The sequence below is a fragment of the Streptacidiphilus sp. ASG 303 genome, from assembly GCF_020991365.1.
Lineage (GTDB): Bacteria > Actinomycetota > Actinomycetes > Streptomycetales > Streptomycetaceae > Peterkaempfera.
This window is the reverse complement of sequence record NZ_JAJLRA010000004.1, coordinates 344,602-365,974: the sequence shown is the minus strand read 5'-3', so window position 1 is coordinate 365,974 and position 21,373 is coordinate 344,602. Positions and strand designations below refer to the sequence as shown.

Annotated in this window: 15 protein-coding genes and 1 pseudogene; 3 read left to right on the top strand and 13 right to left on the bottom strand. The window is 76.5% G+C overall.

Translation table 11 applies throughout. The features are described 5' to 3' along the window. Positions 1–15: 15 nt before the first annotated feature. From tmk to LO771_RS08490, 6 genes are all read right to left on the bottom strand, one after another. On the bottom strand, positions 16–3,528 hold the full coding sequence (gene tmk, locus LO771_RS31005; RefSeq protein WP_304944775.1) for a dTMP kinase: 3,513 nt from the start codon (positions 3,526–3,528) through the stop codon (positions 16–18). 134 nt (positions 3,529–3,662) lie between these two features. Next, positions 3,663–6,515 carry a type I DNA topoisomerase gene (gene topA, locus LO771_RS08510; protein WP_230649354.1) on the bottom strand — a complete coding sequence of 951 codons (2,853 nt, stop codon included), beginning with the start codon at positions 6,513–6,515 and terminating at the stop codon, positions 3,663–3,665. Between the two features lie 373 nt (positions 6,516–6,888). Next, on the bottom strand, positions 6,889–7,317 hold the full coding sequence (locus LO771_RS08505; protein WP_230649352.1) for a DUF3592 domain-containing protein: 429 nt from the start codon (positions 7,315–7,317) through the stop codon (positions 6,889–6,891). 392 nt (positions 7,318–7,709) lie between these two features. Then, positions 7,710–9,317: a methyltransferase gene (locus LO771_RS08500; protein WP_230649350.1), complete on the bottom strand. Its 1,608-nt coding sequence runs from the start codon at positions 9,315–9,317 to the stop codon at positions 7,710–7,712. Positions 9,318–9,522: 205 nt separating this feature from the next. Further along, positions 9,523–10,143, bottom strand: coding sequence for a hypothetical protein (locus LO771_RS08495; protein WP_230649348.1), 621 nt, complete (start codon positions 10,141–10,143; stop codon positions 9,523–9,525). A gap of 138 nt (positions 10,144–10,281) precedes the next feature. Beyond that, positions 10,282–10,740, bottom strand: a complete 459-nt coding sequence (locus LO771_RS08490) for a GbsR/MarR family transcriptional regulator (RefSeq protein WP_230649347.1) — start codon at positions 10,738–10,740, stop codon at positions 10,282–10,284. Positions 10,741–10,841: 101 nt separating this feature from the next. Here LO771_RS08490 and LO771_RS08485 point away from each other — a divergent pair, with 101 nt between their 5' ends. Beyond that, a complete protein-coding gene (locus LO771_RS08485; protein ID WP_230649345.1) occupies positions 10,842–11,756 on the top strand; it encodes an ABC transporter ATP-binding protein in 915 nt (304 codons plus the stop codon). Beyond that, the gene (locus tag LO771_RS08480; protein ID WP_230649343.1) at positions 11,749–12,600 is read left to right on the top strand and encodes an ABC transporter permease subunit; all 852 of its coding nucleotides are present in this window, start codon (positions 11,749–11,751) and stop codon (positions 12,598–12,600) included. The genes LO771_RS08485 and LO771_RS08480 overlap by 8 nt, the downstream gene beginning before the upstream one ends. Before the next feature lie 155 nt (positions 12,601–12,755). Here the strand turns inward: LO771_RS08480 and LO771_RS08475 are convergent, their stop codons facing one another. From LO771_RS08475 to LO771_RS08465, 3 genes are all read right to left on the bottom strand, one after another. Then, the gene (locus tag LO771_RS08475) at positions 12,756–15,224 is read right to left on the bottom strand and encodes a sodium-translocating pyrophosphatase (protein ID WP_230649341.1); all 2,469 of its coding nucleotides are present in this window, start codon (positions 15,222–15,224) and stop codon (positions 12,756–12,758) included. A 607-nt stretch (positions 15,225–15,831) separates the two neighbouring features. Next, a complete protein-coding gene (locus tag LO771_RS08470; RefSeq protein WP_230649339.1) occupies positions 15,832–16,257 on the bottom strand; it encodes an ATP-binding protein in 426 nt (141 codons plus the stop codon). Positions 16,258–16,349: 92 nt separating this feature from the next. Further along, positions 16,350–16,691 (bottom strand): STAS domain-containing protein, encoded by a 342-nt coding sequence (locus LO771_RS08465; RefSeq protein ID WP_230649337.1) that lies wholly within the window; start codon positions 16,689–16,691, stop codon positions 16,350–16,352. Between the two features lie 69 nt (positions 16,692–16,760). On the opposite strand from LO771_RS08465, the gene LO771_RS08460 reads away from it, so the two are divergent. After that, entirely contained in the window at positions 16,761–19,166 is a 2,406-nt protein-coding gene (locus tag LO771_RS08460) for a DEAD/DEAH box helicase (protein ID WP_230649335.1), read from the top strand. Positions 19,167–19,403: 237 nt separating this feature from the next. On the opposite strand, the pseudogene LO771_RS08455 reads toward LO771_RS08460, so the two are convergent. The 4 genes and pseudogenes from LO771_RS08455 to LO771_RS08440 form a co-directional block, all read right to left on the bottom strand. Continuing rightward, positions 19,404–19,748: pseudogene (locus tag LO771_RS08455) on the bottom strand (Rv3654c family TadE-like protein); the annotation flags it as partial. Then, positions 19,745–20,191, bottom strand: coding sequence for a TadE family type IV pilus minor pilin (locus LO771_RS08450; protein ID WP_304944774.1), 447 nt, complete (start codon positions 20,189–20,191; stop codon positions 19,745–19,747). The pseudogene LO771_RS08455 and the gene LO771_RS08450, both read right to left, overlap by 4 nt. Next, complete coding sequence (locus LO771_RS08445) at positions 20,178–20,477, bottom strand: DUF4244 domain-containing protein (protein ID WP_308188861.1); 300 nt, start codon at positions 20,475–20,477, stop codon at positions 20,178–20,180. The genes LO771_RS08450 and LO771_RS08445 overlap by 14 nt, the downstream gene beginning before the upstream one ends. A gap of 236 nt (positions 20,478–20,713) precedes the next feature. Beyond that, a complete protein-coding gene (locus LO771_RS08440; protein WP_230649333.1) occupies positions 20,714–21,274 on the bottom strand; it encodes a type II secretion system F family protein in 561 nt (186 codons plus the stop codon). Positions 21,275–21,373 lie beyond the last annotated feature (99 nt).

The following is a 21,373-nucleotide window of genomic DNA, read 5'->3' as shown; positions in this document are numbered from 1 at the left end:
GGACCGGCTCGGCGGTCAGCGGCGGCGCTTCCTGCCGCCGTCGGCGCCGTCGGCGTCGTCCCTGGCCGACTCCCACCGCTCCCACTCCTCGCGGCTGCCCAGCAGGCGGTCGGTCAGGCTGGGGAGGTCGTCCATCGGGGTCTCCTCGGCCCAGTCCGGGCGCGGGCGCTCCGCCGCCCCGGCGGTCCCGCCGCCGGGCTCCCCGAGGTCGAGGGCGGGCATCTCCCGGGTGCGCTCCACCGGCTCCACCGACCCGACCGGCTCCACCGGCTCCTGTGCGGCGGCGGAGGGCCCGCCGGGGCGCCGCACCGGGCGGGGCGAACGGTCCGCGGGGCCGTCGGAGATCCGGGGCAGCACCGCCGTCTCGTCCGGGGCGCCGGAGATCCGGGGCAGCACGGCCGTCTCGTCGGCGGCGCCACCGGGCCGGACCCGCGGCAGGGGGGCGGTCCGCTCGGCGTCCGGGACGCGGGGCAGCCGGGCGGTCACGTCGCCCGGGGCCGCGTCCCGCTCCGGGGCGGACCCGGCCGGTGCGGCCTCCTGCCGGGGGCCGACCTGCGGCAGCTCCGCGGTGGTCTCGTCGGTACCGGGCAGGGCGCCCGCCCCCGCGGCGGCCGCGGCGGCCTCGGCGCGCAGCCGGGCCTCCTCCGCCCGCTGCAGCGCCTCCTCGGCGCGGCGGCGCTGCTCGGCCCGCTGGACCTCGCGCTGCCGCTGGAGCTCGGCCTGCCGGGCGGCCTCCGCCTCGATGCGGCGGCGCTCCTCCTCCTCGGCCCTGCGGCGGGCCTCCTCGGCGGCGCGGCGGCGCTCCTCCTCCTCGGCGCGGCGCCTGGCCTCCTCCTCGGCGAGACGGCGGGCGGCCTCGGCGGCCTGGCGCTCCTCCTCGGCCTTGCGCTGCCGCTCCCGCTCCTCCTCCTCGGCGCGCAGCCGGGCGAGCATCTCCTTGCGCCGGCGCTCGGCCTCCTCGGCCTCCGCCTTCAGGCGGGCCTCCTCGGCGGCGCGCCGCTCGGCCTCCTCCCGGGCGAGCCGCTCCTGCTCGGCGCGCTGCGCCCTCTCCTGCTCGGAGAGGGGCAGCTCGCGGTCGAGCCGGTGGCGGATGGAGGTGGTGACGGCCGCGGCGGGGCGGGCGGCGTCGACGACCAGGTACCGGGAGGGGTCGGCGGCGGCCAGCCCGAGGAACCCGGCGCGGACCCGCCGGTGGAAGTCGTCCGGCTCGGACTCCAGCCGGTCGAGCGCCTCGGTGAAGCGCTCCCGGGCGGCCTCGGGGTCGACGTCCAGCACCACGGTGAGGTCGGGGACCAGGCCGCCGGTGGCCCAGCGGGAGATGCGGGTGACCTCGTCGGCCGACAGGTCCCGTCCGGCGCCCTGGTAGGCGATGGAGGAGTCCATGTAGCGGTCGGTGATCACGACGGCGCCGCGCCGCAGGGCGGGCACGATGACGTTCTCCACGTGCTCGGCCCGGTCGGCCGCGTAGAGCAGGGCCTCGGCGCGGTGGGAGATGCCGGTGTTGCCGACGTCCAGGAGCATCGAGCGCAGCCGCTGGCCGACGGGGCTGCCGCCGGGCTCGCGGGTCAGTACGACCTCGTGCCCCTTGCTGCGGATCCACTCGGCGAGCGCCTGGGCCTGGGTGGACTTGCCCGCGCCGTCGCCGCCCTCCAGGGCGATGAAGTAGCCGGTGCCGGCCCGGTGCGGCGGCCGGGTCGGGCCGCCCTGCAGGGCGTGCCACAGGTCGCGGCCGAAGGGGGCGGTGGAGCGCCGGTCGTCGGTGCGCAGCAGCACGGCCGCGGCGACGGCCAGGACGAGCAGGCCGACGGCGGCCAGCGCGAGCCCGGCGCCGCCCTGGCTGAACGTGAAGGTGCCGGGGGTGCCGTCGCCGTGGCGGCGGGCGTCGATGGCGGCGGCCAGGAGCGGCACCCCGACGAGGGCCGCGCCGACGGCGGCGCGCAGGACGGCGTGCAGGTGCTCGGTGACCTTGGGCTGCCGGGCCTCCTCGGTCTCCTGGGCGAGCAGGGTGCGGCCGGTGGCGACCGCCGTGCCGGCGGCGGTGCCCGCGAGCGCGGTCAGGAGGAGGACGAGGACGAAGTCGGGGACGAGCCCGGCGAGGACCAGCGAGGCCCCGAGGACGCCGAGGGCGAGGACCAGCAGCCGGCGCCGGGACAGGGCGGGCAGCACCGCCCGGGCGGTGCGGACGCCGAGGGCCGGGGCCCCCGCGGCCGCCAGCACGAGCAGGCCGTAGCCGACCGGGCCCGCACCGCGGTCCCCGGCGTGCAGCAGCGCCACCGAGGCGGCGCCGGCCGTGGCGGCGCAGGCGGCGGCGGTCGCGAGGGTGAAGAACGGCGCGGAGCCGGTGCGGCCGCGGGAGAGCACGGGCCCGGCGGCGTCCGCGGGGGCCCGCAGGCCCTGCAGGGGCGAGCGGGGGGCGGCCGCGGTGCGGCCGGAGGGCAGGGTCTGCAGGTACAGCAGCACCGCGGAGGCGGCGAAGAGCAGGGCGGCGCCGAGCGCGGCGACGGTGTACTGGTGGGCGCGCAGCCAGTCGGAGCCGGTGGCGGCCAGGTTCGCGGCGAGGGTGAGCACGACGAGGGCGGCGGCGCCCAGCGGAACGGTGGCCCAGCCGGTGGTCCGGTCGAGGGTGCGCAGGGTGTCGAGCTGGGCACCGGAGGGGCGGGCCTGGGCGGCCGGGGCCCACGGGTCGGCCGCGGGGAGCAGGCCGGGGGCGGTCGCGTCCTTGGCGACGGCCCACACCCGCTCGGCGGCGCCGGAGAGGAGGACCGCGGCGAGGAGCCAGACGGCGGCGCGGTCCCCGGTCCAGACGATCCACCAGGGGGCGGTGCCGACCAGGACGGCGCGCAGCAGGTCGCAGCCCAGAAGGGTCCACCGGCGGTCGGGGCGGCCGGCGAGCAGGCCGTGCAGCGGGCGCAGGAGCGCCGCCCCCACGAGCAGGGTCGCGGCCAGGCGGACGGCGAACACGAGGGCGACCGTCAGGGCGAGGCCCCGGTAGCCGCCGCCGAGGAGCCCCGCGGCGGCGGACGCCTGCACGGTGAGCGCGAGCAGGACGAGCAGGGAGAGCCGGTCGGCGGTGCCGCCGACGAGCTGGGCGGTCCACAGGCGGCGGTAGGGGCGCAGGCGCAGCAGGGCCCGGACCCGCTCGCCGGGGGTGCCGGCGGGGGCGGCCTCGGGTGCGGACGCGGACGGCGCTCCGGCCCCGGGCGCGGAAGCGCCCTCCGGCGCTCCCCGCTCCGGGGACTTCGGCCCCGTGGCCTGCGGCTCAGGGGTCTGCGGCTCCGGGTTCTGCGGTCCCGGGGTCCGGGGCTTCGCGGCCTGCGGCTCCGGGGCCGCGGGCTTGCGGAGCTCCGGCTTCGCCGGCCGCGGCCCGGCGGCCTGCGGCTTCCGGCCCTCCGGCTGCGGCTGCGGCTGCGGGGTGCCGGACGCCGGCTCCCCCGGCCCGGCTGTTCCGGGCGGTACCTGCGATGACGTGGGCGGCTGCTTCGCCGCCGCGGCCTCGGCACTGGGCTGTGGCTGCTCGTCACGCGTCATGCGGCCAGCCTAACCGTCCGGCTCCGGTTCAAACCGGGGGGTGACCATCCGTACGCGCGTTCATGACACCGCTGTGACCGGCAGGACCCCGGCGGGTGGGCGGACCGGCCGGTGCCGGTCCGCCCACCGGGGCGTCAGACCTGCCCGGAGACCGGAAGGCCGGCGGTGTCGGGCTCGGCCGGGGCAGCAGTCCTCCCGGCGGCCTTCTTCGCCGTCGCGGTCTTCGCCGTCGCCGTCTTGGCCGTCGCGGTCTTCTTGGCGGCGGTCTTCTTCGCCGTCGCCGTCTTCTTCGCGGCCGTCTTCTTCGCCGGGGCCTTCTTCGCCGCGGTCTTCTTCACCGGCCCCTTGGCGCGCTTCTCGGCGAGCAGCTCGAAGCCCCGCTCGGGCGTGAGGGTCTCGATCTCGTCGTCCTTGCGCAGGGTGGCGTTGGTCTCCCCGTCGGTGACGTACGGGCCGAAGCGGCCGTCCTTGACCACGACCGGCTTGCCGCTGACCGGGTCGGCGCCCAGCTCCTTCAGCGGCGGCGCGGCGGCACGGCGGCCGCGCTGCTTGGGCTGGGCGTAGATCGCGAGCGCCTCGTCGAGGGTGATGGTGAACATCTGCTCCTCGGTCTCCAGCGACCGGGAGTCGGTGCCCTTCTTGAGGTACGGGCCGAAGCGGCCGTTCTGCGCGGTGATCTCCTGGCCGTCCGCCGGGTCGGTGCCGACGGTGCGGGGCAGGGTGAGCAGCCGCAGCGCGTCCTCCAGCGTCACCGTGTCCAGCGACATCGACTTCAGCAGCGAGGCGGTGCGCGGCTTGACCGCGTTCTTGCCGGTCTTCGGGGTGTCCTCGGGGAGGATCTCGGTGACGTAGGGGCCGTAGCGGCCGTCCTTGGCCACGATCGGCCGCCCGGTGGCGGGGTCGGTGCCCAGCTCGTAGTCGCCGCTGGGGCGGGCCAGCAGCTCCTCGGCGAGCTCCGTGGTCAGCTCGTCCGGCGGCAGGTCGTCGGGGACGTCGGCGCGCTGCTCGCCGCGCTCCACGTACGGGCCGTAGCGGCCCACGCGCAGCACGATGCCGTCGCCGACCGGGAAGGAGCTGACCTCGCGGGCGTCGATGGCCCCGAGGTCGGTGACCAGTTCCTTGAGGCCGCCGAGGTGGTCGCCGTCGCCGTTGCCCGCGTGGGCGGCCGAGGAGGCGTCCACGTCGCCGTCGCCGAAGTAGAACCGCCGCAGCCACGGCACGGACTTGGCCTCGCCGCGGGCGATGCGGTCGAGGTCGTCCTCCATGCGGGCGGTGAAGTCGTAGTCGACCAGGCGGCCGAAGTGCTTCTCCAGCAGGCCGACGACGGCGAAGGAGAGGAAGGAGGGGACGAGGGCCGTCCCCTTCTTGAAGACGTAGCCGCGGTCGAGGATGGTGCCGATGATCGAGGCGTAGGTGGAGGGGCGGCCGATCTCGCGCTCCTCCAGCTCCTTGACCAGCGACGCCTCGGTGTAGCGGGCCGGGGGCTTGGTGGCGTGGCCCTCGGGGGTGATCCGCTCGGCGGCGAGCGGGTCGCCCTCGGCGACCTGGGGCAGCCGGCGCTCGCGGTCGTCGAGCTCGGCGTTGGGGTCGTCGGCGCCCTCGACGTAGGCCTTGAGGAAGCCGTGGAAGGTGATGATCTTGCCGGAGGCGGCGAACTCGGCGTCCCGCCCGTCCGCGCTGCGCCCGCCGACCCGGACGGTGACGGACTGGCCGACCGCGTCCTTCATCTGGGAGGCGACGGTGCGCATCCAGATCAGCTCGTAGAGGCGGAACTCGTCGCCGGAGAGCCGGGTCTCCGCCGGGGTGCGGAAGCGGTCGCCGGAGGGGCGGATCGCCTCGTGCGCCTCCTGGGCGTTCTTCACCTTGCTGGCGTACGTGCGGGGGGCGTCGGGCAGGTACGCCTGCCCGTACAGCTGCGTCACCTGGGCGCGGGCCGCCGTCACCGCCGTCTCGGAGAGCGTGGTGGAGTCGGTGCGCATGTAGGTGATGAAGCCGTTCTCGTACAGCTTCTGGGCGACCTGCATGGTGCGCTTGGCGCCGAAGCCCAGCTTGCGGCTGGCCTCCTGCTGGAGCGTGGTGGTGCGGAAGGGCGCGTAGGGGGAGCGCCGGTAGGGCTTGGACTCCACGCTGCGCACCGCGAAGGCGGCGTCGGCGAGGCCGGCGGCCAGGGCGCGGGCGGCCTGCTCGTCCAGGTGCAGCACCTGCGCGGAGGCGGCCCTCAACCGGCCGTCGGCACCGAAGTCGCGGCCGGTGGCGACGCGGCGGCCGTCGACGGCGGTGAGGCGGGCGGCGAAGGACTCCGGGTCGGAGGCGTCGCCGGCGCGGCCGGTCGCGAAGGTGCCGGTGAGGTCCCAGTAGGAGGCGGAGCGGAAGGCCATGCGCTCGCGCTCGCGCTCGACCACCAGGCGGGTCGCCACGGACTGCACCCGGCCGGCGGAGAGGCCGCGGGCGACCTTCTTCCACAGCACCGGGGAGACCTCGTAGCCGTAGAGGCGGTCGAGGATGCGGCGGGTCTCCTGGGCGTCCACCAGGCGCTGGTTGAGGTCGCGCGGGTTGCGGACGGCCTCCTGGATGGCGTCCTTGGTGATCTCGTGGAAGACCATCCGGCGGACGGGCACCTTGGGCTTGAGGACCTCCTGCAGGTGCCAGGCGATGGCCTCGCCCTCGCGGTCCTCATCGGTGGCGAGCAGGAGCTCGTCGGCCTCGGCGAGCAGCGACTTGAGCTTGGCGACCTGGCTCTTCTTGTCGGAGTTGACGACGTAGATCGGCTCGAAGTCGTGCTCCACGTCGACGCCGAGGCGGCGCACCTCGCCCGTGTACTTGGCGGGCACCTCGGCCGCGCCGCTGGGGAGGTCCCGGATGTGCCCGACACTCGCCTCGACGACATATCCGGGGCCGAGGTAGCCCTTGATCGTCTTCGCCTTGGCCGGCGACTCGACGATGACGAGTCGACGTCCGTCGCGGGCGGTCTCGCTGGTCGGGGACACCTTCTGCTCTTCTCTCCCGGTCGTGGGTGGTGGGCCGGCCGGTGGTGCGCGGCTCCTGTGTCGGCCGCGCCGTTCGACCCGGCCTCCGCCGGGGCCCGCCGCGCTGCACGACGCGCCCCCAACTGCGGAGTGTGACCGTACCCCGGCCACCCTTGTCAAACGGACGGATCCCGCTTTTTCACCGGCGGGGTCCACCGACGCCACTCGAACGGTAACCCGATGGCGGGGGTTCGTGCCGCGCGGACCGCCCTCACGGCGGAGGGGAAGGGGCCGTCTTGGCACGGTCTTTGCCCGGGGAACGGCCCGCCGGAGCGGGCGGGAAGCGGGCGCGGAGCGGGCGCGGACCGGGTGCGGGCAGGCGGTCCGGGACCGGTCAGCGGCCGGCGGCGGAGAGGACGAGGGCGAGGCCGGCCGCGAGGGAGGCCGCGCCGAGGATCGTCCAGAAGACGTCCGTCGGCGCGGTGCGCAGCCCGTCCGCCACCGCCGTCCGGCCGGGGTGCAGCGGATCGTGGACGACCGGGACCAGCGTGCCCGGGGAGAGCCGGGCGGGACGCCGCAGCGGGGTGCGTCCGCGGGGGCGGGAGACCACGGGGGCGTCGCGGTCGGCGGTCGCGTACGCCAGGGCGGGCGCCGGGTCGTCGGCCTCCGCCGGGCCGCGGTCGGCCAGGACGCGGGCGACGGCGGGCACCCCGTGGCGGCGCAGACGGCGGCGCAGGAGTGCCTCGGCGGCGCACCACCACAGCAGCGCGCCGCCGAAGAGCACGAAGACCGTCCCCGCCGCCACCGCCGTCGGCGTCTCCACCCGTCGCCTCCCCGTCCGCGGTCCGCCGCACCCGGGAGCCGCCGGATCCGCCGAAGCGCCCCGGCCGGGGCCGGCGGCCTCCGCGGCCCGTGGCGGCCGTTCTCCGCCGGCGCGGGTGCGGGGTCCAGCATCCGGCGGCCGGGCCAACGCCGCACCGATCCGGGGCGTCCCGCGGGCGAATCCCGGGCGACGCACGGATGAACCGGCCCGCTGCCCCCGCCGGGGCCACGCCCGGCCCTCCGTACCGCAGGTCCCCCGGAGCGGGACGGGCGGCCTCCGCCGCGCGGGCGGGGGCGGCTGCGGGGGGCCGTCGGAGGCCGAGGACCGCCGGGGCCACGGGAGTCGGCACCGGCCCGGGGCGGCGTGCCCGCGCCCGCGCCCGTACCGCCGGATCAGGCGCCGGCGGCCTCCCCGGACCCGACCGGCTCGACGAAGCCCTGCTCGACCAGCAGCCGCAGCGACTGCGGCACCCGGTCGCGGAGCACCACCCGGTCCTCGCCGAGCAGACGGGCGATGGCGTCCACGATGTCGCCCGCGGCGAGGGTGCCGTCGCAGACGCCCGCGAAGCCCGCTCCGACCGTGTCGACCTTGGTGGCGCGCCGCATGCCGCGGTTCTGGCGCAGGATCACGTGCTCGGGGTCCTCCGCGCCCGGGGCGCCGACCTGCTCCTGCACCACCTCGGGGGCGAGCCGGTAGCGGGCGGCCAGCAGCGCCGCGTCGTCCCGTGTCCGCAGGAAGTCCTGGCGGTCGAACCACCGCTCGACGTGCGGCCCCAGCGGCTGCTCCACCGGGTGCGGCCACTCCTCGACGTGGACGGCGGGCCGGTCGGAGCCGGAGGCCCGCAGCGTGATCCAGCCGAAGCCGACCCCCTCGACCCTGGACGCCTCGAAGGCGTCCAGCCACGCGTCGTAGCGGGCGTTGTAGCGGACGCGGGCCTCCTCCGCCGTCTCGCCGGGCTCCGCGCCGACCCGGTGGTCGCCCGCATCGCGCAGCCACAGCTCCGCGTACTGGGCGGTGTCCTGCACCTCGCGCTGCACCACCCAGGCGTCCAGGCCGGTGCCGGCGACCCAGCCGGCGAGCCGCTCGTGCCAGTCCTCGCCCCGTACGTGCTGCCAGTTGGCGAGGAGCTGGCAGTAGCCGCCGGGCGCCAGGTGGTCCGCGGCGCCGCGCACCAGGCGCCGGCACAGCTCGTCGCCGGGCAGGCCGCCGTCGCGGTAGGTGAACCGGCCGCCGGGCGAGATCACGAACGGCGGGTTGGAGACCACCAGGTCGAACCGGCGGTCCGCGACCGGCTCGAAGAGGCTGCCCCCGGCGGTCTCCACGTTGCCGAACCCGGAGAGCGCAGCCGTCAGCCGGGTGAAGTGCAGGGCGCGCGGGTTGACGTCCGTGGCGGTGACCCGGCCGGAGTGGCGGGCCGCGTGCAGGGCCTGGACGCCGGAGCCGGTGCCCAGGTCGAGCGTCTCGCGCGCGGGCCGGCGCACCGTGATGCCGGCGAGCGTGGTGGAGGCGCCGCCGACCCCCAGGACGAGGTCGCGGCGGTCCACGCCCGTCGCGGCGCCGGCGGCGCCGATGCCGCCGGCGCCGCCGACGGCGCAGCCGAGGTCGGAGACCACCCAGGCGTCGGCGCTGTCGGCCCCGGCGACCTCGTTGGCGTACGGGCGCACGTCCACGGCGGCCCGCACCGCGTCGCCGTCCCGCAGCAGCCAGCCGCCGGCCAGGCAGTCGTCGGCCGGCAGGGCCGCCGCGGCCTGCGCCCAGGGCACGGACTGCTGCAGCAGGAAGAGCCGGACGAGGGTCTCCAGGGGGCTTCCGCCCCGGGTGGCGCGCAGGGCGGGCGCGGTCTCGCTGCGGGCGAGGGCGGCGTACGCGGTGGCGCCGAGGAGCTCCAGGCAGCCGTCGGCGGTGAAGTCGGCGGCCGTGAACGCCTCCCGGAGCCGGGCGGCGCGGGCCGGGTCGGGGGCGGGGAGGCGGGGGTCGGCGGGGGCGTCGCTGGTCGTCACGCGCCCATTCTCCCCGGCCGCGCGCCGAGGACCCACTCCGCGGCGCCCGGCCCCTGCCCCCGGCGCCGGAACCCTGCCCTCCCGGCACCGGCACCGGCACCGGCGTCCCGCGCCGGGTCCGTCCGCGCCGGGCCCGTCCACGCCGTGCCCGTCCGCGCCGCGGGGTCCGTCCGGAGCCCGGGGGTCCGTCCGGAGCCCGGGGGGCTCAGCCCTGGGGGGCGGCGGACGACGGGGACGCGGCGGGGGAGCCGGACGGCGCCTGGGCGGGGGCGGAGCCCCCGGCGGGCGCCAGGCAGCCGGGCTGCCTGGCGATGGACTCGCCCGTCTTCCCGGCCTGCAGCCTGCGGACGGCCGAGCCGTAGAGCTGGGCCGGCTGCTGTATCTGGTCCTTGACGCTCCTCAGGCCGTCGGCGAACCTGGCCTGGTCGTCGGTGGGCAGCGAGTCCACCTTCTGCTGCACCTGCCCGAAGCCGGCGGCGGCGTCGCGCAGGCCCCGCAGGACCTGCTGCTGGAGCTGCGCGCCGCCGTCGGCCTTCGGCGCCCCGGCCCCGTCCAGGGCGGCGGCGATCTGCCGGGCCGCCTGCGCCTGGGCCGCCATGTCGGCGGAGAGCCGCTTGCGCAGGTCGTCCGGGCTCTCGCCCTGCCGGACCCGGCCGAGGTCGGCCTGTGCGTCCTGGGACCGGGCGTAGGGGGCCCCGGCGGTGCCGCAGAGCTTCTTGGCCCAGGCGTCCAGCTGCGCGGTGTCGTCGCTGCCGCCGGTGCACGCCGCCGCGCCGAAGGCGAGGAGGGCGCCCGCAGCGGGCAGGGCCAGCAGCTTGATCTTCACCGGAGTGTTCCCCTTCGGTTCGGCGGCGGGTGCGGGTGCACCGCCTGGGAACCTACACGGCGGAGCGGTCGCGGCGGGGGTCCGGGAGGCCGGTCCCGGGCCCGCGCGAGGTTCGGCGCACCCCTCGGCGCGCCCGGTTCAGCGCACCCGGCGCTGCTCGTGCCACCGGTCGATCAGGGCGGGCATCTCGCGGAGCATGTAGGCGTAGAAGTCGCGCATCTCCCGCAGCCGCAGCCCCGCGGGGCTGTCCTCGCCCACCTCCTCGATGCCCTCGTCGGCGGTCCGCAGCATGGTGTCGAGGAGGTGGTCCCGGCTGGACGTCATGACCGCCCAGCCGTCGGGCCGCAGCCGGTAGTGGTCGCGGCGGTCGCCGGCCGGGGCGGGCATCCGCTCCGCGAGCCGGAGGGAGACCAGGGTCTTCAGGGCGCCGGAGACCGCCCCGGCGCTGGCCCCGAGCTGCTCGCAGAGCTCGGGCGCCGTGGTGGTCTCCTCCTCGCAGAAGAGCAGGGCGCACATGACGCGGGCCGCCATCCGCTGCATCCCCGCCTGGGTGAGGACCAGGGCGAGCCGCTCGGCGGTCGCGGACATGTCGGTCATCGTGGGCCCTCCCTCGGCCGGGCTGCGTACCGGATCGCGTACCGGAATCCTAACGCTTCCGAATCTTCAATCATTACTGAAACTTCACTAGGATCGGATCCATGGACAAAGCGATCCAGCTGGAGAGGCTGGCCAAGACCTACGGCCGCAGACGCGGCCTGGTCGACCTGACCCTCGACGTCGGGCGCGGCGAGGTGTTCGGCTTCCTGGGGCCGAACGGTGCGGGCAAGTCCACCACGATCCGGCTCCTGCTGGACCTGATCAGGCCCAGCGGCGGGAGGGCCGTCGTCCTCGGACTCGACCCCCGCCGCGACGCGGTGGAGCTGCACCGCCGCACCGGCTACCTGGCCGGCGACTTCACCGTCGACGGGCGGCAGACCGTGCGGGAGTGCCTGGCCTTCCTGGCGGCGCTGCGCGGCGGGGTGCCCGAGCGGCGGGTCACGGCACTGGCGGAACGGCTCGGGCTGGAGCTCGCCCCGCGGATCCGCTCGCTGTCCAAGGGCAACCGGCAGAAGCTGGGGCTGGTGCAGGCCTTCATGCACGAGCCGGAACTGCTGGTGCTGGACGAGCCGACCTCGGGGCTCGACCCGCTGGTCCAGCAGGTCTTCCTGGACCTCGTCCGGGAGGCCCGCGCGGAGGGCCGCACCGTCTTCATGTCCTCGCACGTCATGAGCGAGGTGCAGGCCGTCGCCGACCGGGTGGCGATCATCCGCGAGGGGCGGCTGGTCACCGTGGACACCGTCTCCTCCCTGCGGGAGCGCGCCGTGCGGACGGTGGAGCTGCACTTCGACGGACCGGCCCCGGCCGGGGAGTTCGAGGGGCTGCCCGGCGTGACCGACGTCGTGGCCGAGGGGCCGCGGCTGCGCTGCCGGATCGCCGGCAGCCCGGACGCCCTGGTCAAGGCCGCCGCGCGGCACACCGTCACCGGGCTGCTGTGCGAGGAGCCCGACCTCGAGGAGCTGTTCTTCGCGTACTACCGGAACGGAGGCGGCGATGACCGCGTCACGGATGCCTGAGGCCCCGGAGGCGGCCAGGACTCCGGAGGCGCCCGAGGCCCTGCCGCACGGCCGGCTGCCCCGCACCGTGTGGAGCCAGGCCCTGCGCGACAACCGGCGCGCCCTCGCCGGATGGACCGCGGGCACCGCGCTCGCCGGGGCGATGTACGCGAGCTTCTACCCGCAGATCGGCGGCTCCATGGGGGACCTCACCCGGAGCTTCCCCGAGGGCCTGCGGCAGGCCTTCCACATGGAGGACCTGTCCAGCGCGGCCGGCTACCTCGGCTCCACGCCGTTCGGGCTCGTCGTCCCGCTGCTGGCGCTCTTCCACGGGGCGGCCGCCGGCGCCCGCGCCGTCGCCGGCGACGAGGAGTCCGGCTACCTCGACCTGCTGCTGGCGCACCCGGTGGGCCGGGTGCGGCTGGTCCTCCAGCGGTACGCGGCGCTGGCCACCGGGTCCGCGGCGGTCGCCGGCGGGGTCCTGCTGATGATGCTGGCGGTCCGCGGGCCCGCCGATCTCGGCGGCATCCCGGTCACCGCCTTCGCCGCGCAGTGCCTGAACCTGGCGCTGTTCGGCGCGTTCTTCGGCGCCCTCGCGCTCTGCATCGGCTGCTTCGTCGGGCGGCGCGGCACGGTCTTCGGGGCAACCGCGGCCGTCGGCGTGCTGTCGTACGCGGCGAACGCCCTGGGGCCGCTGGTGGGGCTGGGGTGGACGCGCCGCTTCTCCGCGTTCCACTACTACATCGGCGGCGACCCGCTGCGGAACGGCTTCCAGTGGGCGCACGCCGGGGTGCTGGCGGCCGTCTGCGCCGTGCTGGTGCTGCTGGGCGCCTGGGCCTTCCGGCGCCGCGACATCGGGGTCTGAGGGCTCCGTACGGGACGGGCCCGTCCGCACCGGGGTGCGGACGGGCCCGCTCCGTGCGCCGGGGCCGGGTGCCGGGCCGGTCCGGGTGCCGGGTCCGTTCGGGGCCGGGCCCGTTCGGGGGTCAGGCCCGTTCAGGGATCAGGCCCGTTCGGGGATCAGTGCACCGCCGCCGGGTCGGCGGACCGGGTGACGTGGCCGCCGTCGCCGCCGTCGCCGTCGCCCATGGCGATGCCACGGCGCTTCGAGACGTACACCGCGGCCACCACCACGGCCAGCGCGAACGCCGCCACGCCGATCCGCAGGCCCGTGCTGGCGTGGGCGCCGAAGCTGAACCGGACGATCGCCGGGGCGATGAGCAGCGAGACCAGGTTCATCACCTTGAGCAGCGGGTTGATGGCCGGGCCCGCGGTGTCCTTGAAGGGGTCGCCCACGGTGTCGCCGATGATCGTCGCCGCGTGGGCCTCGCTGCCCTTGCCTCCGTGGTGGCCGTCCTCGACGAGCTTCTTGGCGTTGTCCCAGGCGCCGCCCGAGTTCGCCAGGAAGACCGCCATCAGCGCGCCCGCGCCGATCGCGCCCGCCAGGTAGGCGCCGAGCGGCCCGACGCCGAGGCCGAAGCCCACCGCGATCGGGGCGAGGACCGCCAGCAGGCCCGGCGTGGCCAGCTCGCGCAACGCGTCCTTGGTGCAGATGTCCACCACCCGGCCGTACTCGGGCGTCTCGGTGCCGTCCATGATCCCCGGGTGGTCGCGGAACTGGCGCCGCACCTCGAAGACCACCGCGCCCGCGGACCGGGACACGGCGTTGATGGCCAGGCCCGAGAAGAGGAACACCACGGCCGCACCCAGCAGCAGGCCCACCAGGTTGTTGGGCTGCGCGATGGAGAGCGAGAGGCTGTTGCCGTGGGCGGCCGGCCCCACGTCGTCCACCGCCGTGGCGATGGCGTCCGTGAACGAGCCGAAGAGCGCGGTCGCCGCCAGCACCGCCGTGGCGATCGCGATGCCCTTGGTGATCGCCTTCGTCGTGTTGCCCACCGCGTCGAGCTCGGTGAGGACCTGCGCCCCGGCGCCGTGCACGTCGCCGGACATCTCGGCGATGCCCTGGGCGTTGTCCGAGACCGGGCCGAAGGTGTCCATCGCGACGATCACACCCACCGTGGTGAGCAGGCCGGTGCCGGCCAGCGCCACCGCGAAGAGCGCCAGCACGATGGAGCCGCCGCCCAGCAGGTAGGCGCCGTAGACGGCGGCACCGATCACCACCGCCGAGTAGACCGCCGACTCCAGGCCGACCGAGATGCCGGAGAGGATGACGGTGGCCGGGCCGGTCAGGGAGGTCCGGCCGATGTCGCGCACCGGACGGCGCGTCGTCTCGGTGAAGTAGCCGGTCAGCTGCTGGATCACCGCCGCCAGCACGATGCCGACGGCCACCGAGCCCAGGGTGAACAGCCTCGGGTCGCCGTCGTGGCTGCTGATCGCCGCCGGCACGTGGTGGAGGGCCGCGAAGCTGGACGGCAGGAAGGCGAAGACGGCGGCGGCCACCAGCAGCAGCGAGATCGCCGCCGAGATGAAGAAGCCGCGGTTGATCGCGGTCATGCCGCTGCGGTCCCTAGTGCGGGGCGACACCGCGAAGATGCCGATCACCGCGGTGACCACGCCGATCGCCGGGACCACCAGGGGGAAGGCCAGGCCGTCGTCGCCGAAGGCGGCCCGGCCCAGGATCAGGGCGGCGACCAGCATGACCGCGTAGGACTCGAAGAGGTCCGCCGCCATGCCGGCGCAGTCGCCGACGTTGTCGCCCACGTTGTCGGCGATGGTGGCGGCGTTGCGCGGGTCGTCCTCGGGGATGCCCTGCTCGACCTTGCCGACCAGGTCGGCGCCGACGTCCGCCGCCTTGGTGAAGATGCCGCCGCCGACGCGCATGAACATCGCGAGGAGTGCGGCGCCGAAGCCGAAGCCCTCGAGCACCCTGGGCGCGTCGGCCCGGTAGATCAGGACCACGGCGGACGCGCCCAGCAGGCCGAGGCCCACCGTGCACATGCCGACCACCCCGCCGGTGCGGAAGGCGATCCGCATCGCCTGGTGGGAGACGAGCCGCACGTCGGGGGCGGCGGTGGGGCCGCCCGCGGCCGTGGGTGCGGCGGCCCCGGCGGGAGGGGCGGCGGGCGTGGCGGCGCGGGCGGCCGCGGCGACCCGCACGTTGCTGCGGACCGCCAGCCACATGCCCAGGTAGCCGGTGGCGGCCGAGAACGCGGCTCCCACCAGGAAGAACAGTGAGCGCCCGATGCGCTGGCTCCCGGTGTCCGCGGGAAGCAGGAGCAGCAGCAGGAACACCACGACGGCGAAGACGGCGATGGTGCGCAGCTGGCGGGCGAGGTAGGCGTTGGCGCCCTCCTGGACCGCGGCGGCGATCCGCTTCATGGCGTCGGTGCCCTGGTCGTTGGCGAGCACCTGGCGGACCAGGATCGCGGCGACGCCGAGGGCGGCGAGTGCGACGGCGGCGACCACGACCACGAGGGTCAGGTTGCGTCCGGTGAGAGCGGCCGTGACGCCCGAGGCGGCGTCGGCGAGTGGTGGGTGGAAGGTCCGGGTCGTTGCGTACGTGCTTGCCGTGTCATTGAGCCCCGCCATCAGTCCTCCTTGACGTCTGGCACGTCGGCGCCGCCGGCCGCGTCGGGCCGGGAGGTCGGGGCGGAACCGCTGGAACAGCCGCGACCTGAGCGGTGCGCACAAAACTGCTCGGCAGTGCGGGCGTTGCAACACATCCGGCCGGACCTGTGCGGTACCGGCCGAATGCCGAGGATTGTAAGGACCAACCCTTGATCACAACAGACCAGCGGCACCGGCGACGGCGTCGTCGGCGGCAGTCGCCACCACTGGGGACATCCTCCAATGGCGTGCTGATCCCGGCCATCGGGGCGGACGGCCTTCACACCGGGGGACCAACGGGCCGGCGGGGCGGCGGAAGGGACCGGCGCGCGGCGGGCCTGGTCCGGGGCGGACCCGGACGGGACGGGGGAGGCGGACGGGGTGCAGGCAGGGGCGCGCAGACGGGGCGGATGGAGCGAGAGGGGCAGGAAGCGGGGAGAGGGGCGGGAGGGGCAGGGCGGGGACGAGAGGCGGACGGTGCGGCACTCGCCGCCCCCGGGCCCCGCAGCTCCCGGGCGTGGACGATGGGCGCCCCCCGCGTGCGGGGGGCGCCCCTCGTCCACGCCCGGTACGGGACCGGGCGGTCCGGTCAGGCGGAGACCTGGGGCTCCGCGACCGGCCAGCTCATCCGGACCACTCCGCCCACGTCGTCGCTGGCGACGTCGAGGTCGTCGACGAGGCCGCTGATCACGGCCAGGCCCATCGCGTCCTCGCCGGAGTCGTCGGCGTCCGCGTCGGCGGCGGGGGCCGCGGGCTCGGGTTCGAGGCCGACGCCGTCGCCCACCTCGATGAGGAACCGCTTCTCCTGCTCCACCAGGGTGACCCGCACCGGGTCCTCCAGTCCGGAGCGCAGGTGCAGCCCGACAGCCCGTGAGCACGCCTCACCGACGGCCAGTCTCACCTCGTCCAGGACGGACTCGTCGACCCCGGCGCGGCGCGCGACCGCGGCGGCGACCAGCCGGGCGGTGCGCACGTGCTCGGGGAGGGCGCTGAATCGGAGCTCGACGGTTGCCATGGATTCCCCTCGGATCGTTGCGCTGCTGCCGTGAGCCACGCCCCTGGGGCCGCCCGCACGGGAGGTGCGGACGGTCCCCGGGGCGCGTCTGCTCAGTCGGTCGCCGCGACGGCCTCGTCCACGGTGGTGTGGATGGGGAACACCTTGGTGAGACCGGTGATCCGGAAGATCTTCAGAATGCGCTCCTGATTGCACACCAGACGGAGCGAGCCCTCGTGCGCGCGCACGCGCTTGAGCCCGCCGACGAGGACACCCAGACCGGTCGAGTCGAGGAAGTCCACGCCTTCCATGTCGACGATCAGGTGGTAGTGACCCTCGTTGACCAGCTCGACGAGCTGCTCGCGCAGCTTCGGGGCGGTGTACACATCGATCTCGCCGCCCACCTCGACGACCGTGCGGTCGTCGACGGTACGGGTCGACAGGGACAGGTCCACGGAACCTCCAGCACCTTGCCTTGCTTCGTTGCGATCTCGGTCGCCCAGGGCGGGCGACCGCCACCCGCGATGGCATTCAACCACCTGCGACCAGGGCAGCACGACGGCTTGCCGCGATTCTCCGTCACGGCAGTGACACACTGGGTCCTTGTGCCGCCCAGCAGTCACCCGCCCGCCGCCGTACTGGAGAGGCTGTCCGCCGTCCGGGGACGGCAAGATCGGCTCACCCATACGGAGCATGTGCCCGCCCGTCCGGGCAGCCATGCGGACTGGCCGTCCGGAATCCGTGCGGAGGTCGTCGGGGCCGCCGCCGGGCTCGGCATCGCCCGGCCCTGGAAACACCAGGCCCGGGCCATGGAACTGGCCCTGGCGGGGCGCAGCACCGTGATCGCCACGGGCACCGCCTCCGGCAAGTCGCTGGGCTACCTCGCCCCCGTGCTGAGCACCCTGCTGGACGGCACGGAGGCCCCCAACGGCCGCGGCGCCACCGCGCTCTACCTCGCCCCGACGAAGGCGCTCGCCGCCGACCAGCGGCGGCGCGCCGCCGAACTGGCGCCGCCCCGGGTGCGCGCCGCGCTGCACGACGGCGACACGCCGGTGGAGCAGCGCGAATGGGTGAGGCAGTACGCCTCCTACGTCCTCACCAACCCCGACATGCTCCACCGCTCGGTCCTCCCGGCGCACACCCGCTGGTCCTCCTTCCTCAAGGCGCTGCGGTACGTGGTGGTCGACGAGTGCCACACCTACCGGGGCGTCTTCGGCTCCCACGTCGCCCAGGTGCTGCGCCGGCTGCGGCGGATCTGCGCCCGCTACGGCTCCGAACCGGTCTTCCTGCTCGCCTCCGCCACCGCCGCCGAGCCCGGCGCCTCCGCGTCACGGCTGACGGGCGTGCCGGTCACCGAGGTGACGGAGGACGCCTCGCCGCGCGGGGAGCTGGTCTTCGCCCTCTGGGAGCCGCCCCTGACCGACCTGGTGGGCGAGCAGGGCGCGCCCGTCCGCCGCACCGCGACCGCGGAGGCCGCCGACCTGCTCACCGACCTGGTGGCGGAGGCGACCCGCACCGTCGTCTTCGTGCGGTCCCGGCGCGGCGCGGAGGTGGTGGCGCTGCAGGCCCAGGAACGGCTGGCCGAGGTGGACCGGAGGCTGGCCGGGCGGGTCGCGGCCTACCGAGGCGGGTACCTGGCCGAGGAGCGGCGCAGCCTGGAACGCGACCTCCACTCCGGGCGGCTGCTCGGCGTGGCGTCGACCTCGGCGCTGGAGCTCGGCATGGACGTCTCCGGGCTGGACGCGGTCCTCCTGGCCGGCTACCCGGGGACCCGGGCCTCCCTGTGGCAGCAGGCCGGCCGGGCGGGGCGGGCCGGTCAGGGCGCACTGGCGGTGCTGATCGCCAGGGACGACCCGCTGGACACCTACCTCGTCCACCACCCGGAGGCGCTCTTCCGGCGGCCGGTGGAGTCCACCGTGCTGGACCCCGACAACCCGCACGTCCTGGCCCCGCACCTGTGCGCGGCCGCGGCCGAGCTGCCGCTGGGCCCGTCCGACCTGGAGCTGTTCGGCCCCTCCGCGGAACCCCTGCTGCACCGGCTGGAGCAGCGCGGGCTGCTGCGGCGGCGGGCCGGCGGCGCCTGGTACTGGACCCGCCGGGAGCGGGCGGCGGACGGTGTGGACATCCGCGGCGGCGGGGGGACACCCGTCCAGATCGTCGAGGCGGCCACCGGCCGGCTGCTGGGCACGGTCGACGCGGCGGCGGCCCACACCGCGGTCCACAGCGGGGCCGTCCACCTCCACCAGGGCCGCAGCTACCTGGTGCGGGAGCTGGACCTGGAGGCGTCGGTCGCGCTGGTGGAGGAGGCCGACCCGCCGTACACCACCGTCGCGCGGGACACCACCTCGGTGAGCGTGCTGGGCACGGACACCACCGTGCCGTGGGGGGAGGCCCTGCTGAACTACGGCTCGGTGGAGGTCGTCAACCAGGTCGTCTCCTTCCTGCGCCGCCGGATCGCGACCGGCGAGGTGCTGGGCGAGACCAGACTCGACCTGCCGCCCCGCACGCTGCGGACCCGCGCGGTGTGGTGGTCCGTGACGGAGGACCAGCTGGACGCGGCCGGTGTCGCCCCGGAGGAACTGCCCGGTGCCGCGCACGCCGCCGAGCACGCCTCCATCGGGCTGCTGCCCCTCTTCGCCACCTGCGACCGCTGGGACATCGGCGGGGTCTCCGTACCGCTCCACCCCGACACGGGGCTGCCCACGGTGTTCGTGTACGACGGCCACCCGGGCGGCGCGGGCTTCGCTGAGCAGGGGTTCCGTCGGGCCCGTGCGTGGCTCACCGCGACCAGGGAGGCCATCGCCGCCTGCGAGTGCGAGCGGGGCTGCCCCTCCTGCATCCAGTCGCCCAAGTGCGGCAACGGCAACGATCCGCTGGACAAGGCGGCGGCGGTCCGGCTGCTGGACGTCCTGCTCGCCGGAGCGCCCTGACGTCGGGGCGCTCCGACACCGGGGCGCCCTGCCGCCGAAAGCGGTGCGGGAGGCCTGCCGCCGGGCCCCGGCAGGGCCCGGCGGCCGCGGTGGAGCCGGGTCTGGTGCCGACCGCCGGACCGGCACCGACCGCGACGCGGTGCCCCCGGCCGCGGGGGTGCCCCCGGCCGCGGGGGTGCCGCCGGCCGCGGGGGTGCCGCCGGCCGCGGGCGGCTCGGAGCGCAGCGGTCCGGCGCGGGCCCGGGCCCGCGCCGGCGGCAGCACGGCGGGCAGGCCGCGCACCGGCAGTTCCACCCCGACCTCCACCGCGTCGTCCCGGGGCGTGCACGCCGTCATCCGGACCCGGTGGGCCGCGGCGATCCCTGCAGCCCGCCGGCACGCCCCGGCGGGATCCAGCAGCAGCCCGCGGGCCGCTGCCAGGGCCGCCAGGTCCGCCGCCGACTCCGCCCGGTGGCGTGCCGCCACGGCGGCGCCCGCGGCGAACACGGCCGCGAAGGCGCAGCAGACCAGCGCCGCCAGCGACACGAGCCACACCGTCGCGGAGCCGCGGTCGCCCGCGGCGCCCTCGGGCCGCCGGATCACGGCGCACCCCCGTCCGCGACGGGAGGCGCCTGCGGCGGCAGGTCCTCCCGGGCGGCCACCGCATCGGCAGCCGTCCGGACCGACAGCACCCCCGCCAGGCCTCCAGGCCCCCCGAAGGAGGCGGTGACCGCCACCCGGACGGTCTCCGCCCCGCGGACCAGGCGGACCTCGGCGCCGACCGGGGCGGCCCGGCGTACGGCCGCGAGCACGGCCGTGTCCTCCTCGCCACGCGCGGCGGCGCGCGCACCCACCCGTGCGGCGTCCACACACCGGATCTGGGCGGCGGCCGCCAGCACGCCCCAGACGAGCATCGCGGCGAGCAGGACGAGCGCCGGAAGGGCGACCGCCGTCTCGGCGGTCGCGTACCCGCCCTCCCGCCACGTACGGCGGGCGGGACGGGCGCTGCGGGAGCGGCGGGAGCAGTGGGGATCAGAACGCCGCATCGAGTGCCCGCTGGACGAGTTTGGCGAGGGCGGCACTGACCGTGTCGCTGGTCACGACCTTGTAGAGCACTGCGGCGAATCCGCAGGCCGCCACCGTCCCCACCGCGTACTCGGCGGTGGTCATCCCGGCGTCCGGGCGGGCGGCCGCCCGGCGGGCCGAGGCGGCGAACCGTCGCGGCAGCGGGACACGGGCCCGCCGGGCCGGCGTGATGCGGGGCAGCTGCGACAGCGGCCTGCGGGGCGCGGGAACGCGGGGGGCGGGAATGCGGGCGGGAAGGGCGGTCATGGTGTCCTCCTCGGACGGCGGGGTGACTCGGATGGCGGGGTGACTCGGATGGCGGGGTGGTCGGGCAGTGCGGTGACTCGGACGGCGGGGTGATCGGACCGTGCGGTGAGCGGCCCGGGTGCTCCGGTCGGACGGGGCGGATCCGCGGGACGGACGGGCGGCCGTCGGGCGGGAGGAAGACGGCGGTCGCGGCGGGCGGGAGAGGGGCGGGCCCGGTCCGGCCGGGCCACGGGGCTTCACCGCGGCGCGAGGAAGGTAGAGGCGAGCCCGGCGACCACCGGTACGACGCCGACGAGGACGAAGGCGGGCAGGAAGCACACGCCCAGCGGTGCCGTCGCAAGGACTCCGGCCCTCCGGGTGCGTACGGCCGCTGCCCGGACCGCGGCCGCACGCTGCTCCCGTGCCAGCCGGGTGAGGGTGGCCACCGGGGGCGCTCCGTCGGTGTCGGCCGCTGACAGGCAGCGGCCCAGCGGCGCCAGTCCGGGACAGTCGGCGGCAGCCCGGCTCCAGCAGTCGGACGGCTCGGCCCCCATGCGCAGCCCGGCGGCCACCGCGGCCAGGCGTTCCCGCATCGGGGACCCCACCGCCCGGGACACGGCTGCCGCGGCCTCGGCGGGGATCCCCGAGGCCCCCAGGCAGGCGGCCAGCAGTTCCGCCGTCAGCGGCAGCTGCGCCTCCAGGCGGGGGTCGGGGGCGTCCGCGCCCCTCGACGACAGCCTCCGCAGCCCCCACTGCAGGGCGAACCCCGCCACGGCGCCGGCCAGGACACCTGCCGCGCCGCCGACCAGCAGGGCCACGCAGACCCCCGCAGCCACGGGCGCCGTGCGGCGGAGCCGGTTGCGGTCCGCGTCCGGCTCGGTTGCCCCGGGCGGCCCTGCGGGGCCTCTCGCCGCCCC